The sequence below is a fragment of the Adhaeribacter rhizoryzae genome, from assembly GCF_008629685.1.
In the GTDB taxonomy this organism is placed as follows: Bacteria; Bacteroidota; Bacteroidia; order Cytophagales; family Hymenobacteraceae; genus Adhaeribacter; species Adhaeribacter rhizoryzae.
The window spans coordinates 246,094-272,570 of the sequence record NZ_VWSF01000005.1 but is presented as its reverse complement, the minus strand read 5'-3'; the positions used below and the strand labels follow the sequence as shown (position 1 = coordinate 272,570).

The 26,477-nt window shown below is 42.2% G+C and carries 24 protein-coding genes and 1 riboswitch; of the genes, 16 read left to right on the top strand and 8 right to left on the bottom strand.

Translation table 11 applies throughout. The features are described from left to right. The first annotated feature begins 4 nt into the window (after positions 1–4). Positions 5–982, top strand: a complete 978-nt coding sequence (locus tag F0145_RS09660; protein ID WP_150088191.1) for a PorP/SprF family type IX secretion system membrane protein — start codon at positions 5–7, stop codon at positions 980–982. Between the two features lie 247 nt (positions 983–1,229). On the opposite strand, the gene F0145_RS09655 is transcribed toward F0145_RS09660, so the two are convergent. Together F0145_RS09655 and F0145_RS09650 are read right to left on the bottom strand one after the other, a co-directional pair. Next, positions 1,230–2,273, bottom strand: a complete 1,044-nt coding sequence (locus tag F0145_RS09655; protein WP_150088190.1) for a nucleoside hydrolase — start codon at positions 2,271–2,273, stop codon at positions 1,230–1,232. A 139-nt stretch (positions 2,274–2,412) separates the two neighbouring features. Next, a complete protein-coding gene (locus F0145_RS09650; protein ID WP_150088189.1) occupies positions 2,413–3,843 on the bottom strand; it encodes a glycoside hydrolase family 140 protein in 1,431 nt (476 codons plus the stop codon). A gap of 417 nt (positions 3,844–4,260) precedes the next feature. On the opposite strand from F0145_RS09650, the gene F0145_RS09645 reads away from it, so the two are divergent. From F0145_RS09645 to F0145_RS09625, 5 genes are all read left to right on the top strand, one after another. Beyond that, positions 4,261–5,475: a serine hydrolase gene (locus tag F0145_RS09645; RefSeq protein ID WP_223815933.1), complete on the top strand. Its 1,215-nt coding sequence runs from the start codon at positions 4,261–4,263 to the stop codon at positions 5,473–5,475. Between the two features lie 217 nt (positions 5,476–5,692). Then, on the top strand, positions 5,693–6,643 hold the full coding sequence (locus F0145_RS09640; RefSeq protein WP_150088187.1) for a tetratricopeptide repeat protein: 951 nt from the start codon (positions 5,693–5,695) through the stop codon (positions 6,641–6,643). Positions 6,644–7,059: 416 nt separating this feature from the next. After that, positions 7,060–7,521 carry a hypothetical protein gene (locus F0145_RS09635; protein ID WP_150088186.1) on the top strand — a complete coding sequence of 154 codons (462 nt, stop codon included), beginning with the start codon at positions 7,060–7,062 and terminating at the stop codon, positions 7,519–7,521. Positions 7,522–7,784: 263 nt separating this feature from the next. Further along, on the top strand, positions 7,785–8,189 hold the full coding sequence (locus F0145_RS09630) for a hypothetical protein (RefSeq protein ID WP_150088185.1): 405 nt from the start codon (positions 7,785–7,787) through the stop codon (positions 8,187–8,189). A gap of 557 nt (positions 8,190–8,746) precedes the next feature. Beyond that, positions 8,747–9,211, top strand: coding sequence for an Lrp/AsnC ligand binding domain-containing protein (locus F0145_RS09625; RefSeq protein ID WP_146896507.1), 465 nt, complete (start codon positions 8,747–8,749; stop codon positions 9,209–9,211). A gap of 69 nt (positions 9,212–9,280) precedes the next feature. Here the strand turns inward: F0145_RS09625 and aspS are convergent, their stop codons facing one another. Together aspS and F0145_RS09615 are read right to left on the bottom strand one after the other, a co-directional pair. Beyond that, complete coding sequence (gene aspS, locus F0145_RS09620) at positions 9,281–11,035, bottom strand: aspartate--tRNA ligase (protein WP_150088184.1); 1,755 nt, start codon at positions 11,033–11,035, stop codon at positions 9,281–9,283. A 355-nt stretch (positions 11,036–11,390) separates the two neighbouring features. Continuing rightward, positions 11,391–11,591 (bottom strand): hypothetical protein, encoded by a 201-nt coding sequence (locus F0145_RS09615; protein ID WP_150088183.1) that lies wholly within the window; start codon positions 11,589–11,591, stop codon positions 11,391–11,393. A gap of 414 nt (positions 11,592–12,005) precedes the next feature. Between F0145_RS09615 and F0145_RS09610 the strand changes: the two genes are divergently transcribed. The 3 genes from F0145_RS09610 to F0145_RS09600 all read left to right on the top strand — a co-directional run bounded on the left by F0145_RS09610 (position 12,006) and on the right by F0145_RS09600 (position 13,737). Continuing rightward, the gene (locus F0145_RS09610) at positions 12,006–12,557 is read left to right on the top strand and encodes a hypothetical protein (RefSeq protein WP_150088182.1); all 552 of its coding nucleotides are present in this window, start codon (positions 12,006–12,008) and stop codon (positions 12,555–12,557) included. 66 nt (positions 12,558–12,623) lie between these two features. Beyond that, entirely contained in the window at positions 12,624–13,073 is a 450-nt protein-coding gene (locus F0145_RS09605; RefSeq protein ID WP_150088181.1) for a nucleoside deaminase, read from the top strand. Between the two features lie 55 nt (positions 13,074–13,128). Next, on the top strand, positions 13,129–13,737 hold the full coding sequence (locus tag F0145_RS09600; protein WP_150088180.1) for a superoxide dismutase: 609 nt from the start codon (positions 13,129–13,131) through the stop codon (positions 13,735–13,737). An 80-nt stretch (positions 13,738–13,817) separates the two neighbouring features. Here F0145_RS09600 and F0145_RS09595 read toward each other — a convergent pair whose 3' ends face one another. Beyond that, positions 13,818–15,116 carry a NupC/NupG family nucleoside CNT transporter gene (locus F0145_RS09595; protein ID WP_150088179.1) on the bottom strand — a complete coding sequence of 433 codons (1,299 nt, stop codon included), beginning with the start codon at positions 15,114–15,116 and terminating at the stop codon, positions 13,818–13,820. A gap of 260 nt (positions 15,117–15,376) precedes the next feature. After that, positions 15,377–15,478: riboswitch (SAM riboswitch) on the top strand. Positions 15,479–15,706: 228 nt separating this feature from the next. Here F0145_RS09595 and F0145_RS09590 point away from each other — a divergent pair. The 5 genes from F0145_RS09590 (at position 15,707) to F0145_RS09570 (ending at position 20,575) form a co-directional block, all read left to right on the top strand. Next, entirely contained in the window at positions 15,707–17,050 is a 1,344-nt protein-coding gene (locus F0145_RS09590) for an O-acetylhomoserine aminocarboxypropyltransferase/cysteine synthase family protein (protein WP_150088178.1), read from the top strand. 95 nt (positions 17,051–17,145) lie between these two features. Beyond that, positions 17,146–18,174 carry a homoserine O-acetyltransferase MetX gene (gene metX / locus F0145_RS09585; RefSeq protein WP_150088177.1) on the top strand — a complete coding sequence of 343 codons (1,029 nt, stop codon included), beginning with the start codon at positions 17,146–17,148 and terminating at the stop codon, positions 18,172–18,174. Positions 18,175–18,180: 6 nt separating this feature from the next. Next, the gene (locus F0145_RS09580) at positions 18,181–19,443 is read left to right on the top strand and encodes a homoserine dehydrogenase (RefSeq protein ID WP_150088176.1); all 1,263 of its coding nucleotides are present in this window, start codon (positions 18,181–18,183) and stop codon (positions 19,441–19,443) included. Then, entirely contained in the window at positions 19,433–19,615 is a 183-nt protein-coding gene (locus F0145_RS09575; protein ID WP_150088175.1) for a hypothetical protein, read from the top strand. The genes F0145_RS09580 and F0145_RS09575 overlap by 11 nt, the downstream gene beginning before the upstream one ends. Positions 19,616–19,669: 54 nt before the next feature. Then, a complete protein-coding gene (locus F0145_RS09570) occupies positions 19,670–20,575 on the top strand; it encodes a S66 peptidase family protein (protein WP_150088174.1) in 906 nt (301 codons plus the stop codon). A 118-nt stretch (positions 20,576–20,693) separates the two neighbouring features. Here F0145_RS09570 and F0145_RS09565 read toward each other — a convergent pair whose 3' ends face one another. The 3 genes from F0145_RS09565 to F0145_RS09555 form a co-directional block, all read right to left on the bottom strand. Beyond that, positions 20,694–21,698, bottom strand: a complete 1,005-nt coding sequence (locus tag F0145_RS09565; RefSeq protein ID WP_150088173.1) for a M28 family peptidase — start codon at positions 21,696–21,698, stop codon at positions 20,694–20,696. Then, a complete protein-coding gene (cysS, locus tag F0145_RS09560) occupies positions 21,688–23,172 on the bottom strand; it encodes a cysteine--tRNA ligase (RefSeq protein ID WP_150088172.1) in 1,485 nt (494 codons plus the stop codon). Before cysS ends, F0145_RS09565 begins: the two co-directional genes overlap by 11 nt. A 117-nt stretch (positions 23,173–23,289) precedes the next feature. Next, on the bottom strand, positions 23,290–24,333 hold the full coding sequence (locus F0145_RS09555) for an endonuclease/exonuclease/phosphatase family protein (protein ID WP_150088171.1): 1,044 nt from the start codon (positions 24,331–24,333) through the stop codon (positions 23,290–23,292). A 300-nt stretch (positions 24,334–24,633) separates the two neighbouring features. Between F0145_RS09555 and F0145_RS09550 the strand changes: the two genes are divergently transcribed. Continuing rightward, entirely contained in the window at positions 24,634–25,104 is a 471-nt protein-coding gene (locus tag F0145_RS09550) for a ribosome maturation factor RimP (RefSeq protein WP_150088170.1), read from the top strand. A 6-nt stretch (positions 25,105–25,110) separates the two neighbouring features. Then, the gene (nusA, locus tag F0145_RS09545) at positions 25,111–26,361 is read left to right on the top strand and encodes a transcription termination factor NusA (protein WP_150088169.1); all 1,251 of its coding nucleotides are present in this window, start codon (positions 25,111–25,113) and stop codon (positions 26,359–26,361) included. Positions 26,362–26,477: the final 116 nt, after the last annotated feature.

The following is a 26,477-nucleotide window of genomic DNA, read 5'->3' as shown; positions in this document are numbered from 1 at the left end:
CAAAATGAAAAAGTTTTCTTTAATAATATTCTTAATAATTGCTGCTTTGGGTGCTAATGCCCAAAGCAGAAAACACATCACTAATTTTGCGCTGTTTCAGCCGTATTTTAACCCCGCCTTTACCGGACACGAGGGCTCGGTACTGAAAAGTTTTTACCGCAACCAATGGACCGGCTTTGAGAATGCGCCCCGTACCGGCTTTATTGCGGGCGAGTTTGACCTGGCAGATTTAAAAGGAGCAGAAAACAGCAGTAATCAGCCAGCAGCCGGGTTAGAAACAAGCGCCCGCAACGCCATGGGCGTTTCCTTACTACACGAAACTTTTGGTCCGTTTAAAGAAGGCCAAGTTCAACTAAATTATGCTTCGCAGGTTAGGTTATCAGAAAAACTGAGTCTCCGGGCCGGCGCTGCCCTCACCTACGCTTTTGTTAAATTAGATTACAACATGCTTACGCTGGATCAGGCCAACGACCCCGAGTACCAGGATATTTTAATCAGCGATAACAACTCCGATAAAGTTGATGTGAACGTGGGATTGGTGTTAAATGCAGAAAATTTTTACCTGGGATACGCACTACAAGATGCCGCTAAAGGTAAATTGGTTTCATCGGGATATTACCTGCACAACGGTACCAATACCCAGCACTTGGTGCAGGCTGGCTTCCGGAAAAGTTTATCGGAGCAGTTTGGCTTTGTGGTTAACGGTATTTATCGCTACGATGCCATGTTAAAAGAAACCCTGGAAGGCCAGGTAAAAGGAGTATTTAACAATACTTTCTGGGCTGGCGCCGGTTACCGTAAAGATTTGGCTTATACCTTAACCGCCGGTGTGCAATTACGCCAGGTAAAATTTGGCTACGCCTACGAAACCGCTACCCGCAACGCCAATGCTTCAAACCGCAGCTCAAACGAACTCCTGTTAACCTATAACCTGTTTTCAGCTAAGGAAAGAAATGCTAACCGGCCAATTAGTATTTGGTAAGCCTGTTTTAAGTAAAACAAAAAGGCTTGGGCAATATTTGCCCAAGCCTTTTTGTTTTTAAATTCCGGCAAAACTGCTCTTAAATTATTAACTAATAATGCGCAATATTTTAAATAATGAGGGTTTAAGAAACCCATCCCTGTCATTCAGGAGGAAACTATGTAGTAGGCAGCCAAATAGGTTCCTCCTGAATGACAGAGATGAGTTCCAAAGACTAATATAAAGGTTAGCTTGCCGCTCTTAAATATTACTTTGGTTCGTGCAGCATTAAATCTTCAATTACTACAGCTACTTCTTCGGGTAGCATTTTCGGAACCAGGTAACTATGCTGTTTATTTCCCCCGTCAATCCATTCGTTGGTACCATCCTCGTTAATTTTTATCTGGCCGGTTACAACATCCCAGTAAGGTTCCGGGCCGCGTACGGCCGCTAATACCGCCGTTTGGTCCCAGCTCATGCGGCCATTTGGGTGCGTTTGGCCTTGATACGTTTTTAAGCAATAATCATAACTCTGCCGCACAGGATTATTAGCCGCGCCTAACTGAACTAAACGATTGCCCGTTAATATTTTATTCCCGATTTCGACCCCGCTGAACAGTACCGGCGTGGGCCAATGCGCAAAGGTATATTTAGAAGAAGGGGCATCGATGTGAATATTAAACTCTTTGCCTTGCGGGAAAGCCCCGCCCATTACCACCAGTTTCTTCACCTTTTTAGCCACCAATGCGGCACCATCTAGTTTACTATATTTATCCGGCCCCGATTGCAACAAATTTTTCAGGTTAGTTAAAAACCCAACCGTTACAATTATTGCGCTCTTGTTGGGTTGCTTTGCCAGTATTGAGCGGTAAACTTCCACCGCATCCGGTGCATCGTCGGTGGTTTTAAGCTGGTGCGGAAAGTTGGCTACTACTACTTCGTTCCACTTGTTTTTATCACCAAAATCAGCGCCTTCGTTTTTAACTGCCCCAATTGGAATATTTGGCTTATTGTAATAATTATTAATTACCTCCAGCAAAGGCGCACAACCCGCATAGCGGTTACAACTTATGGTAGCCAATATTTTAGCTTCGCCTTTATCGGCTAAGGCATGTAAAACCGCCATGGCACCAGCATCGTCAAAATCAGGAGCAATATCGGTATCCAGAATAATGGGCAATGGCTTTGGTTTATTTACTTCTTTCGGGCTGGTTTTATTATTGGCAACTGCCTTTGGTAGCAGTCCTTTACCTAAGTATCCCAATATTCCCAAAGCCAAAAAGACCAGGGCCGATTTTGTAATATTTTTCATTTAAGATTAATATTTAAAGCTTTACTATTTTCGCATTTTAATATTATAAGTTAAAGGAAATAGGTGCTTAGTTCTGTAAAATTTTTCTATCAGCCTTACACCTAACCTAAAACTTATTATTCCTGCTTAATCAATCAGTTTAAGATTTATTCCACTTTTTAGGAGCCGGATAATTTTTGGTCGCATCATCCAAAATTAAAACCCAATCGTTATCGCGGCCCTGGCTGGGCGGCGTAAATATTTGGGTGCCGTTGTTACGGAATTTACCGGCCGCAGTGCTTACGCCGGTGCGGGGGTCGTACCAGGTAGCGTTAACCTGTTTGCCCGATATTTTGCCCATGTTAACCGTAAAGGGCTTGCCGGCTGTACTGTAAACAAAAGCGTAATCTTTGCCCCGGGTACTTTGGATGCGCTCGCCTCCGCTAAAAGCTTCGGTTATTAAACTTTGGTCGGGCACCCGCTCTAAAATGGGCCGCGACTCTATTAAAGCCCTCACATGCGACATTTGGCCGCTGCCCGGCAAATTAATGGCTTCGTACCACGGCCCCAGTGGCGTATTTACGTTTTTACCTTTCGGGTTATTCATTTGCCAGATGCTGTGGCAACCGTACGTATGGCCGTGCGCCCCGGCAAACAAAGCCAGGTAGGCCGAGCGACGCACATCGTATGCCGCCGAGTAACCATTTTCTTTGGCGTTAAAACAAACCGGATGGTCTTCGTAAATGGGTTCGCCATCCATAGTGGGTTTGGTGTTAGCCAGGTTATAATCGTGCGAAATATTATCGTAAACGGGTAAGTTACGGCAATGCCCCGTCTGAAACATGTTAAAATCAAGCCATTTATCGTTATGAAACCAGGTAGAAGAACCGCCTTGCGCTTTTGGCTGCGGGTGGTAGGTCATCATAACTTTATCCGGGTTGCCGTCGCCGGCTCCGGCAACAACACCTTCGGCCATAGCGCGCCAAATGGCCACATCCTGTTCGTGCCGCGGATTCCGGTCGCCGCCCATTACCCAAATAATAGGTTTGTTTTTATAACGCCGACCCACGTACGCGCCAAAAGCGCGCGCATTTTGGGAGTTAAATATTTCGGGCCCCGTGCCCCAGGTGTTTTTAAATACTTTATCGCCCCAGGTAGGTAATAGGCCAATATACAAGCCCAACTGCTCGGCTTTATTTACAATATAATCAACGTGCTTAAAATATTCTTCGTTGGGTTTGGTGGGGTCTTCATTTATTAGCGGCAAGTGCCCATAAGGATTGGGATCGCGCAAGCCATCGAGTTCCGCCAGCACCACCGCCTGAATAACAGTAAATCCTTTATCGGCCCGATCCTTTAAATACCGGTCAGCTTCTTCGCGGTTTAACCGGTGAAACAATTCCCAGGCCGTATCGCCTAAATAAAAGAAAGGCTGGTTGTTTTCGCGCACCAGGTAGCGTTTGTTTTCGCTTACTTTTAGCAAGTGCTGGGCCGAAACTTTGGAAACAGATTGAACGAAAGCGAAACTCCATAAGGCCAAGGCAAGCCAAAGGTTGCGCTTTTTGTTTTTCAGTAAAAAGTTAAAGTGCATAATAGTAAATGTGGTGGCAAGTAAGTAATTCGCTAAACTTAATTTTTTATTTTCATTTTCCAGGCCCGGCGCTTTAACTTTAATTGAACGCTAACGGCTACCCTGGCTTCCTATTATCTGAATACTGGGTAGCCTTAAATATTGCCGATTTTGTGGGTTAAAGTAGGCGATAAAATTTCTCGTTAATTTTGGTTAGTTGCCGTATATTATTAAAAATTAAAATATTAGCTTACTTAATAAATTATTTTCGCTACTTAAAGTCAACCGGTTATGCCAGGCTGGAGTAATATTAATAACAAAATTTGCTTTATTTATTCCGGCACAAAAAAGCACTTGGGTTGGTTTAACACGTTAATAAGTAAGGTAAATAAATTAAAAGCGGCCTTCCTGTTTTTTACCTTAATATTTTTAATTTTTGTGTTCATACTAGCTGGCAATAACGTTCAGGCGCAAAAAAGAAATTTGGTAGAGCAGATTCTTCGTCAAACCTCCGATTCGTTGCTGCAAGAAATTGTAGTACACCCCGATAAATACCAGGTGCAAATATTGTATACCCAGATAAACCGCGACAAAAACAACCTTCCAAAATTTACTTCTTACGCTTACAACTTAAACTCCGAAAAATATTTTTACCCCGCCAGTACCGTTAAACTGCCCGGTGCCCTGGCGGCTCTCGAAAAAATTAATAACCTGAATATTCCGGGCTTAACCAAAGATACGCCCCTTAACATAGATAGCGCTTACCAAAAACAAACCCGCGTACGCTCCGACTCCACCGCCGCCAATGGCAAAGCTTCGGTGGCGCAATACATTAAAAAAATATTTTTAGTCAGCGACAACGATGCTTACAACCGGCTTTATGAATTTGTGGGCCAAGAAACTTTAAACCAAACGCTGCACCAGAAAGGCTATAAAGAAGTACGCTTACTGCACCGGCTCTCGGTAGGCGACAATGCGGCGCACGGCCGTTACACCAACCCCATAACTTTTTACCACGACAATAAAATTATTTACCAGCAACCCTTGGTTTTTAACCCTAATATTTACTCTAACAAGCTAAAAACTACGTTGGTGGGCAAGGGCTTTTACCAGGATGGTCAGTTAATAAACAGCCCCATAGATTTTTCGGAGCGGAATAATATTTCGATAAAAAACCTGCACGAAATATTACAGTCGGTTATTTTTCCGGAGGCTACCCCGGCCAAAAAACGCTTTAACCTGACACCCGACGATTATAATTTCTTGTATAAATATATGGCTATGCGGCCGCGGGAAAGTAGTTACCCCAGCTACAACCCCCAGGAATTTAATGATAGCTACGGCAAATTTTTTATGTTTGGCGGCACCAAAGAACCCATTCCCTCAAATATCAGAATATTTAACAAGGCTGGCTGGGCTTACGGCTACCTGATTGATAATGCTTATGTTGTAGATTTCGAAAATAACGTGGAGTTCTTTTTAACGGCCGTAATTCTGGCCAACGAAGACTTAATATTTAACGACGATAAATACGAGTACGATAACGTAGGCTTGCCTTTTATGAACAAACTAGGCAACTTAATATATAAGCACGAACTAATTCGTAAAAAGAAATACGACCCGGACCTGCAAAAATTCCGGATTACATTTTAATATTATTACTAACCTAAACTTCTTTTCTCCTCTTAATATTTTTAGTTGCTGCGCTTCTGAAAACCCTTGCAAAGATTTTTTGCAACCACTATAAATATTTTTTTGAGCGGAAGAAAACTATTATTAAAAAAATTAGTTACCCTAAAAATAAGGCTTACTTTTCTGGATTAAATGCTTCAATTTACTTAAATTAGTACATGGGAGGGTATATTTCGGTATGATGGTACAACATTACTCAAGAATACTATTTATAATATTGCTATCATTTGGCTTACTGTCGGCGAAGCCTCATGACCGGAAAGTGCGTCGGCTTTATGCCCATTCAAAAATTAATTTACACAGTGGCGCTCATAAACAAGCTTTAAAAAGTTTAAACAAATTATTACTGCTAAATCCGGCATACGACTCGGCTTATAACCTGCGGGCGGCCGTTAAAGTATCGCTAAACGACTATTACGGGGCTGTGGCCGATTATGAGCAAGCTTTAAGGATTAATCCTAAATATGCCATGGCTTATTTTAACTTGGGTACGCTGTATTTGCAGTACGGGCATTACAAACTAGCCCTGGAAAATCTGGATCGGGCTCTAACTATTCAACCCAATTTTAACGATGCCCTGAATAATAAAGCTATTGCTTTAACCACTACCCACCACTACTACGAAGCCATTACTGTTTACGACACCTTAATAACTCGCCAACCTAAAGTTAACCGGTATTACCTGAACCGGAGTTTTCCGAAAAGAAAAACCGGTAACCTGACAGGCGCGCTCGAAGATTTAGAAAAAGCCATTGACCTTTTCCCGTATGATTATACGGCCCATTATAATCGCGGGGAAGTAATGCTGGAAATGGGTTTGCACCGTATGGCTGTTTCTTCGTTTGAATCTGCCCGGCGGTTGCACCCAAAAGCTTTTTACGGTAACATGAGTCTGGCGCGCGCCTACCAGGTGGCCGGCCAGAGTTCTAAGGCTATTTCTCTTTTTAACCAAGCCATCCGTAAAAATCAGAGCAATGGCGAGGCTTATTATTTGCGCGGCAGCGAAAGAATAAAGCAGAGAAAACTACGGCTGGCTTACAGCGATTTACAGGTTGCGCAAATGCTGGGCTTTACCGGTGCCTCAGAAAAGCTGGCTGAGTTACAAAAGCAACTAGCCTCTTTGCAATAATCCTAAACTCTAATAAAATTAATAGCTGGCAAGCGCCTGCTTTGCCAAAGCAATTATTAATATCGTTCACCAGCATACTAAATTAAGAGCAGGCAGCCATCTATTTCCGGTATGGCTCAGTAGAACCTTAGTATTTGCTTTCTCAAAAGTAATCTCTCTTATCTTAAGTTATAAAAATTAAACCGCTGCGGCGTTAGCCTATAATTACACAATTCAATATTCTAAATAAGCAGGAAAACCCGAGCTAAAGTCTGAACCAGATTAACTATAGCCGGTTGTTTAGAAGCGTTACGCTAAATTATTGCTGATAAAGCCGGTTTATTCCCTTCAAAATTTAAACCAAGCACTAAAGGCAAAAGTAAACTTCTATATTTGTACCGGAAACAAGGTTTTTACCTCTAAAAATAACGAAAACAATGTATAATTTTCTATTACATTTCCACTCGATAAACCGTTGGTTGGTTTTAATTGCGGCCTTAATTGTTATTATTCAGAGTTTTTCAGGCTGGCGAAACCACAGCCCTTTCACCAAAGGAAATAATATTACCCACTCCGCTTTTGTAGGTTTTGTTCACCTGCAATTTTTAACCGGTATATTGCTTTACTTTGTTTTTAGCCCCATTACACAGCAAATATTTAATGATTTTGGTGCGGCTATGAAAAATTCAACGCTGCGGTTTTGGGCAGTAGAGCACATTCTGGGCATGTTTATTGGTACTGTATTGGCCCAGGTAGGCCGCACTGCTTCTAAAAAGGCTACTACCAACGAATTAAAACATAAACGTGCTTTTATATACACGTTAATTGCCCTTATTATAATACTACTAAGTATTCCGTTTGGTATTATTAACCCAGAAACACGTCCGTTGTGGCGCTAACAAACCTTTAAACTTTAACAGAAGCCTGCTACTTAAAAGTAAAGGCTTCTGTTAAGGAATTCCGTTTAATAACTAACTTCCGCAAAAGCACTTTGCAAAAGTATTAATTGTTTACTTAACAAGATTTTATCGCACCACGCATGCAGTTAATCTGCTAGGTTACAATTATCTGTAGTTTTGCAAAAGGTTTACTTCTGCTTTACTTTCAACTACCGTTCCTGGCACATTATTTTACCTTAATTTCTATTATTCCTTAATACAAGATGAAACGGGAAATAAAAAATCAGGCTGGTAATACTTTTCTCATGCTGGAATATGACCCGGAAAACAGATGGTTGTATTTGAACTGGATTGGTTACCAAAACCTAGATAATATAAAACAAGGGTTGAGAGAAGTCTGGACTATGTTCCGGAGATTTCGTTTTTCTAAAGTTTTAAACGATAACCGCGAACTTATTGGCCCGTGGGATAAAGCAAATGATTGGCTGCAACACGAATTAGGCCCGGAAACTACCCCCGTGCGTATAAAGCACGTTGCCCACGTTATCTCACCGGGCATTTTTGGGCAACTCTCTGTTCAGGACCTGCAAGCGCGGTTACTACACAAAATTGAGATAAAGCTATTTGAAGATATAAACCGGGCTCAGGATTGGCTAAAAACCAAGTAAAATTCTGGTTAGGCTACTTACCGGGTTAGTAACTTTAACTTTCAGATTAAAACAGAACCCTTACAATAAATAATAAGCCGCTTACCCGCTTGGTTTTAAAAATTTTATTAAGAATAGTAAACTTTTATAAAAATTTAAAACGCTCCAAATTCTTAATATTAGTAAGTACCGCTATAATTTACCAGCGCCTAACCCGCTATTTTATACCATTGTAACCTGCAAATAAAATTATTTATTGCCTGCATAAAGCAAAGTAATCAGGCACCATTTAAAACAAAAAAAGCCTTTCTGATGCACAGAAAGGCTTTTTGCTGTAGGGGAAGGAGTCGAACCTTCACGGAGTAGTTAGACAAGTAGCTTGCTTTATTCTATAATTCTCCACCCCCGAGAGAGGAGGGCTTGTCTGCCAGTTTCAACACCCTACAGTGTGTTTTTCTTTTTCAAAGATATAGCGCTTCCCGACATTTTCAAAATTTATTAAATATTTTCCTTAAAATTTATGTTATTTTAAATTTAATGTTACTTTTGTTAAAGCAAATCAAAAACACGGCAAAAATATGCTTAAAAATTTAGAAATTGATAATACAGATCTTCGAATTCTGTCTCTATTGATGGATGACGCGAAAATGGCTTACGCCGATGTAGGAAAAGAAGTATTTGTTTCGGGTGGCACCGTGCACGTCCGGATGAAGAAAATGGAGCAAATGGGTATTGTAACCGGTACGCAGTTAAAGCTTAATTATTCTAACCTGGGTTACGACATTAGTGCCTTCTTAGGTATTTATTTAAAGAAAAGCTCGATGTACGTAGAAGTACTGGAGCAATTAAAGAAAATACCGGAAGTTGTTAACGTAAACTATACCACCGGCGAGTGGAGCATGTTTGCCAAACTTATCTGTAAAGATACCGCGCACCTGAAAAACGTATTAACCGATAAAGTTCAGAAGGTACCTGGTATTCAGCGCACCGAAACTTTTATTTCGTTGGAAGAAAGCATAAACCGGCCGGTTCAGCTACTTTAAAATTTAAAAGGGGTTTGGCTATTTAGGTAATAAATAGCCAAACCCCTTTTAAATAATTAACTTAATATTTTATTTCTTTAACTGGAGCTGAATTTGTAATTCATCTAGTTGTTCCTGCGCAATCGGTGAAGGTGCATCAATCATTACATCGCGGCCGGAATTATTTTTCGGGAAAGCAATAAAATCCCGGATAGAATCGGCACCGCCAAACAACGAGCACAACCGGTCGAAACCAAAGGCAATACCACCGTGCGGCGGTGCCCCGTATTCAAAAGCATTTAGCAAGAAGCCAAACTGGGCCAAAGCTTCTTCGGGCGTAAAGCCCAATAATTTAAACATGCGCTCCTGCAAGGGCCGTTCGTAAATCCGGATAGATCCCCCTCCTACTTCTACACCGTTTATGACCATATCGTAGGCATTGGCCCGTACTGCACCGGGGTTGGTTTCAATTAACTCAATATCTTCGGGCTTGGGCGAAGTAAACGGATGGTGCATGGCAAAAAAGCGCTGCGCTTCTTCATTCCACTCCAATAGCGGAAAATCTAACACCCACAGCGGCGCGTATGTGGTTTTATCGCGCAGGCCTAAGCGTTCACCCATTTCTAAACGCAGCTCCGATAAAGCTTTCCGGGTTTTATCTGGGTTACCGGCCAGCACCAATATTAAATCGCCGGGCTTAGCGGCCATGGCAGTAGCCCAGGCTTGTAAATCATCCTGGTTAAAAAATTTATCAACCGAAGATTTTACCGTACCATCAGCTTCTACGCGGGCATATATTAAGCCGGTAGCGCCTAATTGCGGACGTTTTACGAAATCGGTTAATTCATCTATTTGTTTGCGGGTATAAGTGGCACAACCCTGGGCATTAATAGCTACCACTAACTCGGCTTCGTCAAAAACCTTAAAGTTTTTTCCTTTAACCAAATCGGTTAACTCCACAAACTTCATCTCAAAACGGGTGTCGGGCTTATCGTTGCCGTAATATTTCATGGCGTCGGCATAAGTCATGCGCGGGAAATCTGTTATTTCCAGACCTTTCACTTTCGAGAACAAGTGTTTTACCAGCCCTTCAAAAGTATTCAGAATATCTTCTTGCGAAATAAAGGAAAGCTCACAGTCTATCTGGGTAAATTCGGGTTGGCGGTCGGCGCGTAAGTCTTCATCGCGGAAGCATTTTACAATCTGAAAATATTTATCGAAACCCGAAACCATTAAAAGCTGCTTAAAAGTTTGGGGCGATTGCGGCAAAGCATAAAATTCGCCGGGGTTCATGCGCGAGGGCACCACAAAATCGCGGGCACCCTCGGGGGTAGATTTAATTAAAACCGGCGTTTCTACTTCTATAAAACCGTTGCCATCTAGGTAAGCACGGGCCTGCTGCATCATTTGATGCCGCAACTCCAGGTTTTTGCGCACGGCATTGCGGCGCAAATCCAGATAACGGTATTTCATCCGCAGATCATCGCCGCCATCGGTATCGTCCTCAATTAAAAAAGGCGGCAATTTGGCCGGGTTTAGTACAGATATGGCCTGCACCTGTATTTCTACATCGCCGGTAGCCAATTTATCGTTTTTAGATATACGCTCAATTACCACGCCACGGGCCTGAATAACATATTCCCGACCTAACTCGCGGGCAGCGGTTAATATTTCAGGGGCTGTAACACCTTCTTCCAGTTTAAGCTGGGTTAATCCGTACCGGTCGCGGAGGTCAATCCACATCATGCCGCCCTTATCGCGGGTTTTATGCACCCAACCGGCCAGCACTACCTCAGTGCCTACATGTGTTATTCTTAATTCTCCGCAAGTGTGTGTTCTAAGCATAAATCAAAAAATATTATAAATATTGTTTAAGCGTTTTATCCGATGGTTTTTTCTGGCAGTCGTGCCTGGCTACAACTTAAAATTAGTTAATGGTTGAGCCTTCTAAAATTAAAAATTTTTTAAATTTAAAAGGCTTAACTTTAAAAGCTACTTAAAAAATATCTGTTTTTTTGCTTAAGTAAGCTAAATAGCGGTTAAACTTAAATAAAATAAATAATATAGCCATAGCTAATTTACTAATAAGCTAAACATTTAGCATTAGCCGCTAAGCAGCAAAAAGCCGATAGACTAATAAATAGCAGAAGTTATTTGAAGAAACTGGAAAACTTGCCAGTGCAGAAGAAAGAGCTATTAATTACGGATGGGCACTGGCAAAAAAACGTTCGAGCGCTGTTTCGGTTTCTTTAGGCATTTGAGCCCCGCGAGCATTAGCTTGTTTTTTATCATCAGCATCGGTACCCAACGAAATCAGAAGAATAATAAACACCAGTAAGTGAAATAATAAAGAAGATAAACTGTAAAGTTCTTTTTTTTGTTTTGCACTAAACCGCCGCATGATCACCTAGTTAATTTAGCCCTCTAAAAGTTTAAAAGCACAATAAGTTGTACTTTCTCTAACTTTACCAAACATCAACTTCTTGTAAAGGTATTATTCCGCCTATATAACTCCAAAACAATTTTGATCAATTTTTCAACATTACACAAAATAAACAATATATAAAATTGAAAAACAATGCATTAATTAAATATATAAAAATACCTGCTCATACCTTTGTACAATTCAGGTTAAATTTGCATTTATAATTTTTTTTATATAAAGAACCAATTGCATTTTACGTTCCGAATTAAATAAGCAATAAATTAAAGTTCTCTTTAATTTTGTACAACTTATTAAACAGCTATGGCAATGTATTTGCCTGTAAGTAGTACTAGGTTACTAACTCATTTAACCTAGAATAAATTTTATAATATGAAGTATTTTTTCATTTTTTCTACTATTCTGGTTCTTTTTACCAGCTTTGCCGCGCCAAAATTCAAAACCGTAAATATCACTAAAGAAATTTCGGTAACGTTGCCGCAGGACTTTGGCGTAATGCCCGATGATGTTATTGCCACCAAATATCCGTCGCCCCGCAAACCGTTAGCGGCCTACACCAGCCCCAACCGGTTGGTAGATTTTGTAGTAACCGAACGGCCCAGCATGTTTCATAAAGACGACCTGAAAATGGTGCAGCAGTTTTATAAAACCAGCATTAACAGCAAATATTCTGATGTTAAATTTATTCGGGAAGAAATTAGCAAAATAAAAAAGCAGGATTTTGTTATTTTTGAATTTACCTCAACTGTGCGCGACGAAGACCGTAAGACTAACCGGCTGGCCCCTATCCGGCGCTATACCATAGTACAGTACGCTGTTTATAACGAGAAGCTTTATATTTTTACTATTAATGTGCCCATTGATTTAAAACCAGCCTGGGAAAAATCAGCTACCCAAATAATGGAATCGATTAAAGTAGGTTAAGCACTAAGGTTTATTATTGCCTATACAAGGCAACCTGCGGCCGCTCTTTTATTAAATAATTTTTTAATGATATTATCAGTTTTCAGCGACGAACATTTTATGAAAGAGGCTTATAAACAAGCCTTGTACGCCAAAGAAGAAGGCGAAATTCCGATTGGGGCCGTGGTAGTTTGTAATAATAAAATAATTGCCAGAGCCTATAACCAAACCGAAAAACTAAACGATGTAACGGCCCATGCCGAAATATTGGCCATAACCGCTGCTTCTAATAATTTAGGCAATAAATATTTAAAAGACTGCACCTTATACGTTACCGTAGAACCTTGTGTAATGTGCGCCGGTGCTAGTTACTGGGCCCAGCTTAAACGAATTGTATTTGCCACCACTGACCCAAAACGCGGTTACCGTCGCTTTGGCAATAATTTAATTCATCCGAAAACCGAAACCGAAAGTGGCATTCTGGCGCACGAGTGCGCCAACCTTATGACGGAATTCTTTTTGAATAAACGGTTTTAGACCCTATCTTTGAACTGTTACGTAAATTAATATTCAACCTTAAAAAAATAAAACTATGGCTTTTGAACTTCCGCAATTACCCTACGATTACGATGCCTTAGAACCGCACATTGATCGCCAGACCATGGAGATTCACCACACGAAACACCATCAGGCGTATACCACTAACTTAAACAACGCCATCCAGGGCACCGATCTGGAGGGTAAATCAATAGAAGAAATATTAAAGCAAGCTGGTCAGGCTTCTCCTGCCGTACGGAATAATGGTGGCGGTTATTATAACCACAACATGTTCTGGCAAATTCTGGCCCCTAATGGCGGCGGTGAACCAAACGGTCCGGTGGCTGAAGCCATTAACTCCGCTTTTGGCTCTTACGATAAATTTAAAGAAGAATTTACCAAAGCTGCTACTATCCGCTTTGGTTCTGGCTGGGCCTGGCTTTGCAAAATGGATGATAACTCGGTACAAATTTGTTCCAGTGCCAACCAGGATAACCCGTTAATGGGTGTTGATAGCTGCAATGGTTTTCCGGTACTGGGCTTAGACGTTTGGGAGCACGCTTATTATTTAAAATACCAGAACCGTCGCCCGGATTATATCTCGGCTTTTTTCAATTTAATTAACTGGGCCGAAGTAAACCGTCGGTTTACCCAAGGCAAATAATTATAGGGTTAAATAAACAAAAAAGCTCATCCTAACCGGATGAGCTTTTTTTTATGTCTTATGTCTATTGTTAAATAAAGTTAAAACTCAAATAAAATACCGGCTACTGTTGCGGTCATTAAACAAGCCACCGAAGCGCCCAGCAAAGCATATAACCCTAGCCTGGATAAATTACCTTGCTGATCGGGCGCCATACTGCCAATACCGCCAATTTGAATAGCAATAGAACTAAAATTTGAAAACCCACATAAGGCGTAGGTAGCCATAATAACAGATTTCGGACTCAGGCTACCCGCTTCCTTCATTTTAGCTAAATCTAAATAAGCGACAAACTCGTTAATAGCGGTTTTCTGCCCCAGCAAGCTACCCACCTGTAGGGTATCGGCCCACGGTATGCCAATTAAAAATGCAAACACCCGGAATATTTGTCCTAATAAATACTGAAAAGAAAGGCCATTGAACTGCCCGCTGGTACTGGTTACCACCAACTCGTTTAGCCCGGTTAAACTGCCAAACTTTATTAGAATATAATTTAACAAGGCAATAATGGCAATAAACGCCAGCAACATACCGCCCACGTTCAAAGCCAGGCGCAATCCGTCGGCCGCGCCAATAGACATAGCATCGATAAAGTTTACGCCCAGCGATTCTTTATTTACCTGCAAATTGGTGTTAATTTTATCAGCTTCGGTTTCGGGTACCAGCATTTTCGACATTACAATACCGGCCGGCGCGTTCATAACAGAAGCTGTAAGCAGGTGCGCCGCAAATACAGCTTGCTGTGCCGGGTCATCACCACCTAAAAAGGAAACATAAGCCGCCAGTACCCCGCCCGCCAACGTAGCCATGCCGCCGGTCATTAAACACATCAACTCAGAGCGAGTCATGTTGTTAATAAATGGCCTTACCAGCAAAGGCGCTTCGGTTTGGCCCAGAAATATATTGCCCGCCGCCGATAAACTTTCGGCCCCGGATAAGCGCATTCCCTTCGACATAATCCAGGCAATGCTATACACCACCTTTTGCAGCACGCCTAAATAATAAAGACCGGCCGACACCGTAGAAAAGAAAATAATGGTAGGCAATACGTTAAAAGCAAAAATATAACCTAAACCACCGTTAGCTGCCGGATTAGCCAGGTTACCAAAAAGGAACTCGGCCCCGGCGCTCGAAAAACTCAGTAATCGCACAAACGCGCGGCTTAAAAATTCGAAAATGCTCGTAATAAATGGCACTTTGGTTACCAGAAAACCAAATAATATTTGTAAGCCGGCCCCCACACCTACTAACCGCCAGTTTATTGCTTTTCTGTTTGTCGAGAATAAATACCCAATACTAATTAATACCACCAGGCCCAGCAAGCCTCTGATTATACCCATAATAATTAATTCCTATAAAGGTATCAAAAGTACTTCATATTATACTTAAAACAAACACGCAAGCCCCTGGCCTATATAAATAAAATTATACTTAAACACTTGCTTACAAATATTTGCAAAAGAAATTCAGGCTTTAACCGTATTATTTAATGCTGCATAAAATTGACTGGATAAAAAGATTTTAATTAAAAATAAGGACAAATTCTGGTAAAATTATTTACTTTGCACCCATAATACGCTTTCCTGCTTTTAGAAGGATTGATTTATAAAGAAGAGGCGAGAGAATAGGCTCCGCGACCCTCTGGCAACCTCATCCAATTGAAAGGTGCCAAATCCTATCCCAGCAATGGGAAATATAAATTAATTAAAAATGAAAAAAACAACTTTTACAGCCCTGTTGTTTGCTGCACCCGAATCGGGTGGGCGCTTTACTTCTGTTCTCAATATTTTTGGTTCTGGCTATTGTTGTTGCTGTTGCAGCCTTAGTAGCTAGTTATTTTCTGCATTTTTCAGGTGCCCGGTGTTATCCCGGTTTTTCTAAATCAAAATAGTATGTATTATTATAACCGAACTTAAAAAATATAAAAAGAATGTCCACGCAAACCTTAAATTTTGAAACGCTTCAGTTACACGCCGGCCAGGAAGTAGACCCTACCACCGGTTCCCGGGCTGTGCCGCTTTACCAAACTACTTCTTACGTTTTTAAAAACGCCGAACACGGAGCTAATTTATTTGCCCTGAAAGAGTTTGGCAATATTTATACCCGCATTATGAACCCCACTACCGATGTTTTTGAAAAGCGCGTGGCGGCTTTAGAAGGCGGAGTAGCGGCCTTAGCGGTAGCATCTGGGCAAGCGGCGCAATTTATTGCCCTGAATAATATTATGCAGCCCGGCGATAATTTTGTAACCAGCTCTTACCTCTACGGCGGTACTTACAACCAGTTTAAAGTATCGTTTAAACGCATTGGTATTGAGGCCCGTTTTGCCGAAGGCGATGCCGTAGAAAACTATGCCCGCTTAATCGATGAAAACACCAAAGCTATTTACCTCGAAACCATTGGCAATCCTGGCTTTAATGTTCCGGATTTTGAAGCCTTTGCGGCCTTGGCCCAACAGCACGATTTACCTTTAATTGTAGATAATACTTTTGGTGCGGGTGGTTATTTATTCCGGCCCCTGGAGCACGGCGCGAACATAGTAGTAGAATCGGCTACCAAATGGATTGGCGGCCATGGTACCAGCATTGGCGGTGTTATTGTTGATGGCGGTACGTACGATTTCAACAAACCAAAATTCCCGCAGTTCTCACAGCCTTCCGAAGGTTACCACGGTATGGTTTTCGGCGATGTTTTTGGTCCGAATGGTCCGTTTGGCAATATTCAGTTTATTATCCGGGCGCGCGTAGAAGGCTTACGCGATTTTGGTCCGTCTATTAGCCCTTTCAACTCTTTCCTGTTATTGCAAGGTCTCGAAACGCTATCGTTGCGGGTACAACGGCACGTCGAAAATTCGCTGGAATTAGCCAAATGGCTGGAGCAGCATCCGCAGGTAGAAAGCGTGAATTATCCGGGTCTGGAAAGCAGCCCGTACCATGAGTTAGCCAAAAAATACCTGAAACGCGGCTATGGCGCGGTATTATCTTTTAATTTAAAAGGCAGCAAAGAACTGGCTACCAAATTTATCGATAACCTGAAACTGATTAGCCACCTGGCTAACTTAGGCGATGCCAAAACCCTGATTATTCAACCATCGGCTACAACGCACCAGCAATTGAGCGAGCAGGAACAGAAAAGTGCCGGTGTTACCCCTACCCAGTTGCGGGTTGCGGTGGGCATTGAGCACATAGATGATATTAAGGCCGATATGGAACAGGCTTTTCAAAAAGTGAAATTATCGGAAAAAGAATTTTTATTTGCCGACGATTTAAAATAGACGCCCTTTAAATTTTTAACCAGATAAATTACCCGGCATTATTCCGGTAAATAATTTGCCGGAATAATGTTTCTAATACAGAATTGAAGAATAGCATGCCGCAGGAAATATTTAAGTACCCGTACCCTTTTGTGGTAGAAAATGGGCAAACTTTACCCGAAATCCAGATTACCTACCATACTTACGGGAACTTGAATCCTGCAAAAGATAATGTAGTGTGGGTGTGCCATGCGCTTACAGCTAACTCCGATGTGCTGGACTGGTGGAAGGGATTATTTGGCGAGCAAAATTTATTTAACCCCGAAGAACATTTTATTATTTGCGCCAATGTGTTGGGTTCCTGTTATGGTACCACCGGCCCTTTGTCGCTTAACCCCATTACCGGTCAGCCCTATTACCAGAATTTCCCAAACATTACCATCCGCGATATGGTAAAGGCCCACGATTTATTGCGGCAGCACCTGGAAATAGAACAAATTTATACCGTTATCGGCGGCTCGCTGGGTGGCCAGCAAGCACTGGAGTGGGCCATTCAAAAACCCCAGCACATTCAAAACCTGATTGTAGTAGCCACCAACGCTTACCACTCGCCGTGGGGCATTGGCTTTAACGAAGCCCAGCGCCTGGCTATTTTTGCCGACGAAACTTATTACCAAAATAAACCCGATGGCGGCAGTAAAGGTTTAAAGGCAGCCCGGGCCACGGCCTTGCTTAGCTACCGCAATTACGATACTTACTCCAAAACCCAGTTCGAAAACGATTTATCTAAAACCGATAAATTCCGGGCCAGTTCGTACCAGAATTATCAGGGCGAAAAACTGGTAAATCGCTTTAATGCGTACGCTTACGTATCGTTAAGTAAAACCATGGATTCGCACAATGTAGGCCGGCACCGGGGCAGCGTGGAAGATGGGTTGGCGCTAATTAAAGCCAAAACATTAGTTATTGGCATTAGTTCCGATGTATTATTTCCGGTTTCGGAGCAGCGGTATATTGCTCAGCACGTTAAAAATGCCGAGTACCGCGAAATAGATTCGTTTTACGGCCACGATGGTTTTTTAATTGAAACCGGCCAGCTTACCCAAATAATAGAAGCTTTTTACGGCGTACCCGTAGAGAAATAATTTAATATGCATAAAGACTTAAATATTGGTTTGTTTGGCTTTGGCGTGGTAGGCCAGGGCTTATACGATGTGTTGCGGAACAGCCGCGGCATAAAGGCCAGCATTGCTAAAATTTGCGTAAAAGACCGCACCAAAAAACGCAAACTACCCGCCGAAGCATTTACCTTCGATAAATACGACCTGCTGAATAACCCCGACATTGATATTATTGTGGAATTAATAGACGATGCCGAGGAAGCGTTTAAGATAGTATCCGAAGCCATGAAAAAAGGCAAGAGCGTGGTTACAGCCAACAAAAAAATGGTAGCCCAGCACCTGGAAGAATTGGTTCAGTTACAAGAAGAAAACCATGTTTCGCTCCTCTACGAAGCTTCCTGCTGCGGCAGCATTCCCATTATCCGCAACCTCGAAGAATATTACGACAACGAGCTGCTTTACTCGGTAAGCGGTATTTTTAATGGTTCTTCGAACTATATTTTATCTAAGATTTTTAACGAAGGTTTGGCTTACGACTTGGCCCTGAAACAAGCCCAGGAATTAGGCTTCGCCGAAACAGATCCAACTTTAGACGTGGGCGGTTTCGACCCGAAATACAAGGTAACCATTATTGCGGCGCACGCTTACGGCTTATTCCTGAACCCCGATGATATATTTAACATTGGCATTCAGAATTTATCGCAGCACGATATTCAGTATGCCAAAGAAAAAGGTTATAAAATAAAACTGGTACCGCATGTAACCAAGATAGATGCCGCTACGATTTCTTTACTCGTAATGCCGCAGTTTGTAGATCGGCACCATCCATTATACAACGTCGAGAACGAGAACAACGGCGTAATTGTAGAAGCAGCTTTTTCCGAAAAACAATTCTTCTCGGGTAAGGGCGCCGGTGGTTACCCTACTGGTTCGGCGGTATTATCGGATATTTCGGCCCTGACTTACGGCTATAAATACGAATACAAAAAGCATTTACAGCACATCGAAGTCCGCTCGACGAATAATATTGAAGTAGAAGTTTATTTGCGTTACACCAATAAGCATTTGCTGCAGCAAATTCCGTTTGTAAGCATCTCAGAGAAGTTCAGCGGCAAAGATTTCCGCTATATTATTGGCTACGTAAACCTGGAAACACTACTGCAAAACCAGGATTTGCTACGGGCTTCAGATGCTTTCCTGGTGAGCACCGGCAATTTTAAATCAATAACAGCCCAGGAAGAACACGCTGCTAAAGAAAATATAGTTCTTACGAAAGAAGCGCTTGCCGACTAATATTTTTGCGGGCATCTTTGCTTTTATGCCTGACTTTTTAAATAAATATTCCAAACTGGCTCTCTTTATTTTCCTGGCGACAATATTGAGGGCCGGTTTGCTTTATTACAACAGCCATACGCTGGACTTAAACCCCGACGAATACCGGAACAAAGGCCAACGTTGTAGTTAAACAATTCTGATAAATTTTTTAGTAGCTTTGGCCTTCTTTTAAGCTTTATTTACCATGATAAATTCCTTACAGGCCGGCGATAAAGTAGCCATTGTGGCTTTGGCCCGTAAAGTTGATTTTGCTGATCTGGAACCCGGCATTAATATACTGGAAAGTTGGGGGCTGCAAGTTGTGCTGGGCAAAACCCTTTATGAAAGCTTTCACCAGTTTGCCGGACCGGACGAAATTCGTTTGGCAGATTTTCAAACAATGCTGGATGATCCCGAAATTAAAGCAATATTTAGTGCGCGCGGCGGGTATGGTACAACCCGCCTTTTAGACCAAATTAATTTCACCAACTTTCGGCAGCAGCCCAAGTGGCTGATTGGCTTCAGCGACATTACCGCACTCCACAGCCACATCCATAATTTCGGAATAGAAAGCATCCACGGCACCATGCCGGCCCTTTTTGCTAAAACTGGTGCCGAAGAAGCGGTAGAAAGCCTGCGCAAAATATTATTCGGGGAAAATATTACCTACCAAAGCCCGGCCCATGATCTTAATATTTTAGGTCAGGCCGAGGGGCCGTTGGGTGGCGGCAACTTAAGTTTACTCGTTACCTGTATTGGCACCACTTCGGATATTGATACCTCGGGTAAAATATTATTTCTGGAAGATTTAGACGAATATTTGTACCACATTGACCGCATGATGGTGCAACTGGACCGGGCCGGTAAATTAAAAAATCTGGCAGGTTTAATCGTGGGCAGTATGAGCGATATGAAAGACAACGCGGTGCCTTTCGGAAAAAATGCTTACGAAATCATTAGCGAGCACGCAGGTAAATACGGTTATCCGGTTTGTTTCGACTTTCCGACCGGCCACGAGCCTAAAAACCTGGCGCTGGTTTGCGGCCGGAAATCAATTTTAAAAGTAACAGATGCTGGCACTAGCCTGGAATATTTTCAGACAAGCCTGTAATATTTATTGGTTAGTAGAAAAGCAAAACCACCCGTAATAAATGATTAAACTATTGCTTAATCGTTTATGCTGGGTGGCTCTAATATATAATAGAATATAGCCGCTAATTTATAATTTATCAGGTAGCTAATTGATTATAAAGCACCTGCAACACCGTTTGCCCAACTGCTTTTAAGGTGTTTTTATCAATTATTGCCATATTATCGGTGTGGCGGTGGTGATATTTGCCAAAAGTACCATCGGGGCTGGTGGGGTCATACTCAATAATATCAATACTGGGTACGCCGCCCTGGGTCATATACACGTGGTCGTCGGTGATAGCCCCGTTTTCGGTGTAAATAAAATAATCGGAGAAACCCAGTTGGCTGGCCGTTTTCCAAACATTGTTTACTACCTGGGGTGCATTTTGTTTCGAATAAGCTTCCTGGGCAAATTTGGCTCCATTCGCACCTACCATATCCAGCAATATACCAAAGTTGGCATTATAGCCATTCTGATGCTTGTTTTTGGCCCAATATTGCGAACCCAAACACCAGGATTCTTCGGTGCTGCCATTAGCGTCGCCGTAATCTTCGCCGTCGAAGAATATTATATCTACACCAATACCCGGATTGTTCCGTGTTGTTCCTAATACCCGCGCCATCTCCAGCAACACACCTACGCCACTGGCACCATCATTGGCACCATCATTAGGCTTAGTAGGGTTGGTTGCATCTTTATCGGCGAATGGTCGGGTATCCCAATGTGCTGCCAATAAAATGCGATTAGCTGCACCGGTATTAAAAGAACCTACAATATTGCGTAGTTTCAGTACTTTGCCATCGTAAGCAGTACTTTGGAAGTTTTGCACCACTACCCGGGCGCCAACACTTTTTAATTTACTAATTAAATAATCGCCGCAGGCCTGATGCGCCGCCGTATTAGGAACCCGTGGCCCAAAGCTTACCTGCTTGGCAATATAAGCGTAAGCTGAGTCCGGATTAAACTCAGGAGCATTAATGGTGGCTACGGCCGGAGTTTCTGCTTCTACCACCGTTTCGGTTTTTTTATTAGAATCACAACTACTTATTAACCCAACGCCAAGCGCTAACAGGGCTACCCAACACCTAAATTTATTCTTCATAAGCCCAGTCAATACCATTCTTCATATCTTTTATTACAATGCGCTGCTTTTTAAATTCAGCCCGAATCTGATCTACCCGCGCATAATCTTTGGTTGCTTTGGCCTCTTTGTAAAAGCCCAGCAATACTTCCAGTAAATCGTTGGTATCTACCGGTTTTTCTTCTAGCAAGCCTAAAACATCGGTTACCAAAGCAATATAAGTTTTCTTTACGTACGCAAAAGTTTCCGCGCTGATGCTGCCCAACAGAATAGCTCCGGTATGGATGCTGTTTATTTTCTTTAACAGATTAAATAACGAGGCAATGGTCCGCGCAGTATTTAAATCATCGTTTAAACCGTTAAAGCAATCTTGGGTTAGTTTTAACAGTTCGGCGTCCTGGCTTGCGTCTACGGCTGTTTCGGTTGGATAATTTAGTTTATCCAGTATGTTTAAGCCGTTAATTAATTTAATATAGCCTTTGCGGGCTGCTTGTAAGGCTTCGTTCGAAAAATCGAGGGTGCTGCGGTAATGCGCCTGCAAAATAAAGAACCGCACGGTCATGGGGGTGTAAGCCTGCTGCAATAACTCGTGCTTGCCGTTAAACAACTCCGATAAGGTAATAAAGTTGTTCAGCGATTTACCCATCTTTTGCCCGTTAATGGTAATCATGTTATTATGCACCCAATATTTAGCGGTATCGGTGTGGCAACTGGCTTGCGATTGCGCAATTTCGCATTCGTGGTGCGGAAACAATAAATCTAAACCACCACCATGAATATCAAACTCCGGACCTAAATATTTGCGACTCATAGCCGAGCACTCTAAATGCCAGCCCGGAAAACCATCGCTCCACGGCGAAGGCCAGCGCATTATATGGGTATCGGAGGCTTTCTTCCAAAGGGCAAAATCCAGTGGTGAGCGTTTTTCTGATTGCCCTTCCAGTTCGCGGGTGTTGGCTAATAAATCTTCGATTACCCGGCCCGATAATTTACCATAACGCTGGCCTTGGTTATAAGCCGGCACATCAAAATACACCGACCCGTTTATTTCGTAAGCCAGCCCGTTGGCTATTATTTCCTTTATTAATTCTATCTGCTCAATAATATGGCCCGATGCCCGCGGCTCGATAGAAGGCGGCAACACATTCAGCGCTTTTAAATCTTCGTGGTAGCGGTTGGTAAAGTGCTGTACCACTTCCATAGGTTCTAATTGGGCAGTACGAGCTTTCTGAGCAATTTTATCTTCTCCTTCGTCGGCATCATTTTCCAGGTGGCCTACGTCGGTAATATTGCGCACGTAGCGCACTTTATAACCTAAAAATTGCAGGTACCGGAAAAGCACATCGAAGGTAATAGCGCTGCGGCTGTGGCCCAGATGCGCCTCGCCGTAAACGGTAGGCCCGCACACATACATGCCCACAAAAGGCGCGTGCAGTGGCTGAAAAACTTCTTTCTTACGCGTTAAGGTATTATATAAAGATAAAGTCGATTGCATGGGCGCAAAAGTAATACTTTCTTTTTAGAAATTAGAGGTAAGCCAGCCAGAGAAAGATTAAGTTAAGTGGCGCAAGAACGCCCGGGAAGCATTCACCAAAATTATTAAAAGCATACTTTATTTATTAACTAATTTAAAGGTAGCTGTTATCGGGAAATGATCGGAGTACGGAATAGTATCGTGCAGGGAATAATTTAAAACTTCCCAGCGGTCGTCACAAAACTGGTTATCGATGCGCACAAAAGGCAATTTACCATTATAGGTGGCACCAATGCCCCAACCTTTGGCCTGAAAGGCGTTAGTATGCTCACTTTTTAATCGCTGATAAGTATAACTGTAGGGTAAATCGTTGGTATCGCCGCACAATATTACCGGGTATGGGCTGGCAGCGGCGTGTTCGAGCAATAAATTCACCTGATCAGCTCTTTTAACCACGCCTCTTTTAAACTGTCGCAATAACTTCCGTCCGCCTACTGTTAATTTATCCTGATCCTGGTAAGTATCCACAATATCTTTTTCTTCAATGCTCATCGACTGGAAATGGAAGTTGTAAACACGCACCGTATCCTTTTCTAATTTCACATCGATAAACATGGCCAGGTTATTTGTTTTTTCGCGAAACCGGATAATACCTTTGCCTACAATCGGGAATTTAGAAAATATTGCCAGTCCAAATTGCGCCCCAACGCCGTTAACCAAGGTTTCAGCAATGTAAAATCGCTTCTGGTGCTGTTTCCCTATTTTACTGGTTGTGTTATATACCGGCGACCTTGTTTCGTTGTAAAACTCCTGCAGGCAAAAAATATCGGCCGGGTGGCTGGCAACCCACTTTATCATTTTTTTAGACGATTGCTGGTTCTCGTCTTGCAGGTGCGCATACGTGTTAAAGATGCGCACATTGTAGCTGAGTACTTGCAGCATTTGCGGTTCTACATCCAGTAACTCATTGTTCGGGCTTAAATTAATTGCAAAACCCCGTTCGTAATAATTCCAGCTAAAAACAATTACCAACAAAGGCAGAATAGCTTTAAAGGAGCGGTTAAAAACCCAAATCAGCAGAAATAGAATATTCAGCAATAAGGCACCGGGCAGCGTAAGCGCGATGAAGGCAGCCGGCCAGAACGTTTCCGGCGACACGTACAAACAAAATATTGCTAACAAAAGCCAAAGGAGAACGAGACTATATAATCCCAGGAAAAATTTACTGCGCACGTTTTGGTAAGCTATAAAACAAACTTACTAATTAAGTTTTTATGGTACTACCCGAACCAGGAAGAATTTTGACTTAATAATAACTTGATAATTTTGCCAGCTTGGCTTAATAATTTAATTTATTTACATTTTTTATTCCAAAAATGAGGGTTGGTTGGATATAACATAATTTATTCGTAAATTTGTGGCGTAAACAATGAAGATGAGGGGACTGCAGTCCCCTATTTTGTTTTGTTTTTATCCAGCTAAATGATTTTCACTAAACAAGATATAGAAAAACTAGCCGCCGACACCCTGCCCGATAAAGATTTATTTATTGTGGGAATTAATGTATCTGATTCTGCGGTTAAACAAAAGGTAACAGTTATTGCCGACGGCGACAATGGCATTAGCATCGACCAGTGCGCTACCATAAGCCGCCGCTTAGGCCGGCGCATAGAAGAAACTTACGGCGAAGAAGTAAGTTATACGCTGGAGGTAACCTCGCCGGGCGCCGACCAGCCTTTGCTGTACCCGCGGCAGTATAAACGCCACGTGGGCCGCAAACTAAAATTGGTATTGCAGGACGGCTCTGAAAAAACCGGCACTTTAGAAGCTGTTTCGGAGACCGGCATAAATTTATTAGAAGAAATAAAAGATAAAAAGAAAATAACGACCACGCCGGTGCAGCTTAACTATACCGATATAGCCAAGTCGAATATTGTAATATCATTTAAATAAAATAAAATGGATAGTTCTATTCTGATCGAATCGTTCGCGGAGTTTGCCAAGTTCAAGAATATTGACCGGCCAACGATGATGCGTATTCTGGAAGATGTATTTCGGACGATGATTCGCAAAAAGTGGGGCACTGACGAAAATTTTGATATTATTCTGAACGTAGAAAAAGGTGACCTCGAAATCTGGCGAAATCGGGAAATTGTAGACGATAACTCCGAAGATATCTGGGATCATGATAAAATTAGCTTATCGGAAGCTCAGAAGATAGAACCTGATTTTGAAATAGGCGAAGAAGTTGCCGAAGAAATAAAATTAGAAGATTTTGGCCGGCGGGCGGTATTAACGGCCCGGCAAACCTTAATTCAGCGGGTAAAGGATCTCGAAAAAGATTTAATGTACCAAAAATACAAAGATTTGGTAGGTGAAATTATTTCGGGCGAAGTTTATCAAATCTGGAACCGTGAGGTAATGCTGGTTGATCCGGAAGATAACGAATTAATATTGCCAAAGGCGGAACAAATTTCGAAAGACCGTTACCGTAAAGGCGATGTGGTAAGAGCCGTAGTACACCGGGTAGAAATAGTAAACGGTACGCCGCGTATTATTTTGTCGCGTACTTCGCCGGTATTTTTAGAACGCTTGTTCGAAAATGAAGTACCGGAAATTTATGATGGCTTAATCATCATTAAAAATATTGTGCGCGAACCCGGCGAGCGCGCCAAAGTAGCGGTAGAATCTTACGACGACCGCATTGACCCGGTAGGAGCTTGTGTGGGAATGAAAGGTTCCCGCATTCACAGCATTGTGCGGGAACTCGAAAACGAAAATATCGATGTAATTAATTATACCGATAACCTGGAGCTTTATATTCAGCGTGCCCTGAGTCCTGCTAAAATTAGCAGCATGAAGATTAACGAAGAAGAAGGCCGCGTTTCGGTGTTTTTAAAGCCCGATCAGGTTTCGTTGGCTATTGGTAAAGGTGGCCAGAATATTAAACTCGCCAGCCGCTTAGTTGGCTTGGAAATAGATGTATTCCGCGAACAAGAAGAGTACGAAGAAGATATTTCGATTGACGAATTCAGCGATGAAATTGAAGATTGGGTATTGGACGAACTGAAGCGCATTGGTTTAGATACGGCCAAGAGTGTGCTGGCCGTAACCCGCGAAGATTTGGTTCGCCGTACAGAGTTGGAAGAGGAAACCGTTGACGAAGTACTTTCTATTATCCGGCAGGAATTTGAATCGGATAACAGTTAATCTTATGAGGAATTGGTAATTAATTCACCAAGTCCTTTGTTAATATATTTAAATAAATCCATAACCATATAATTGCTATTGATTTACTCATTAGTAATTATAAATAACATAATAAA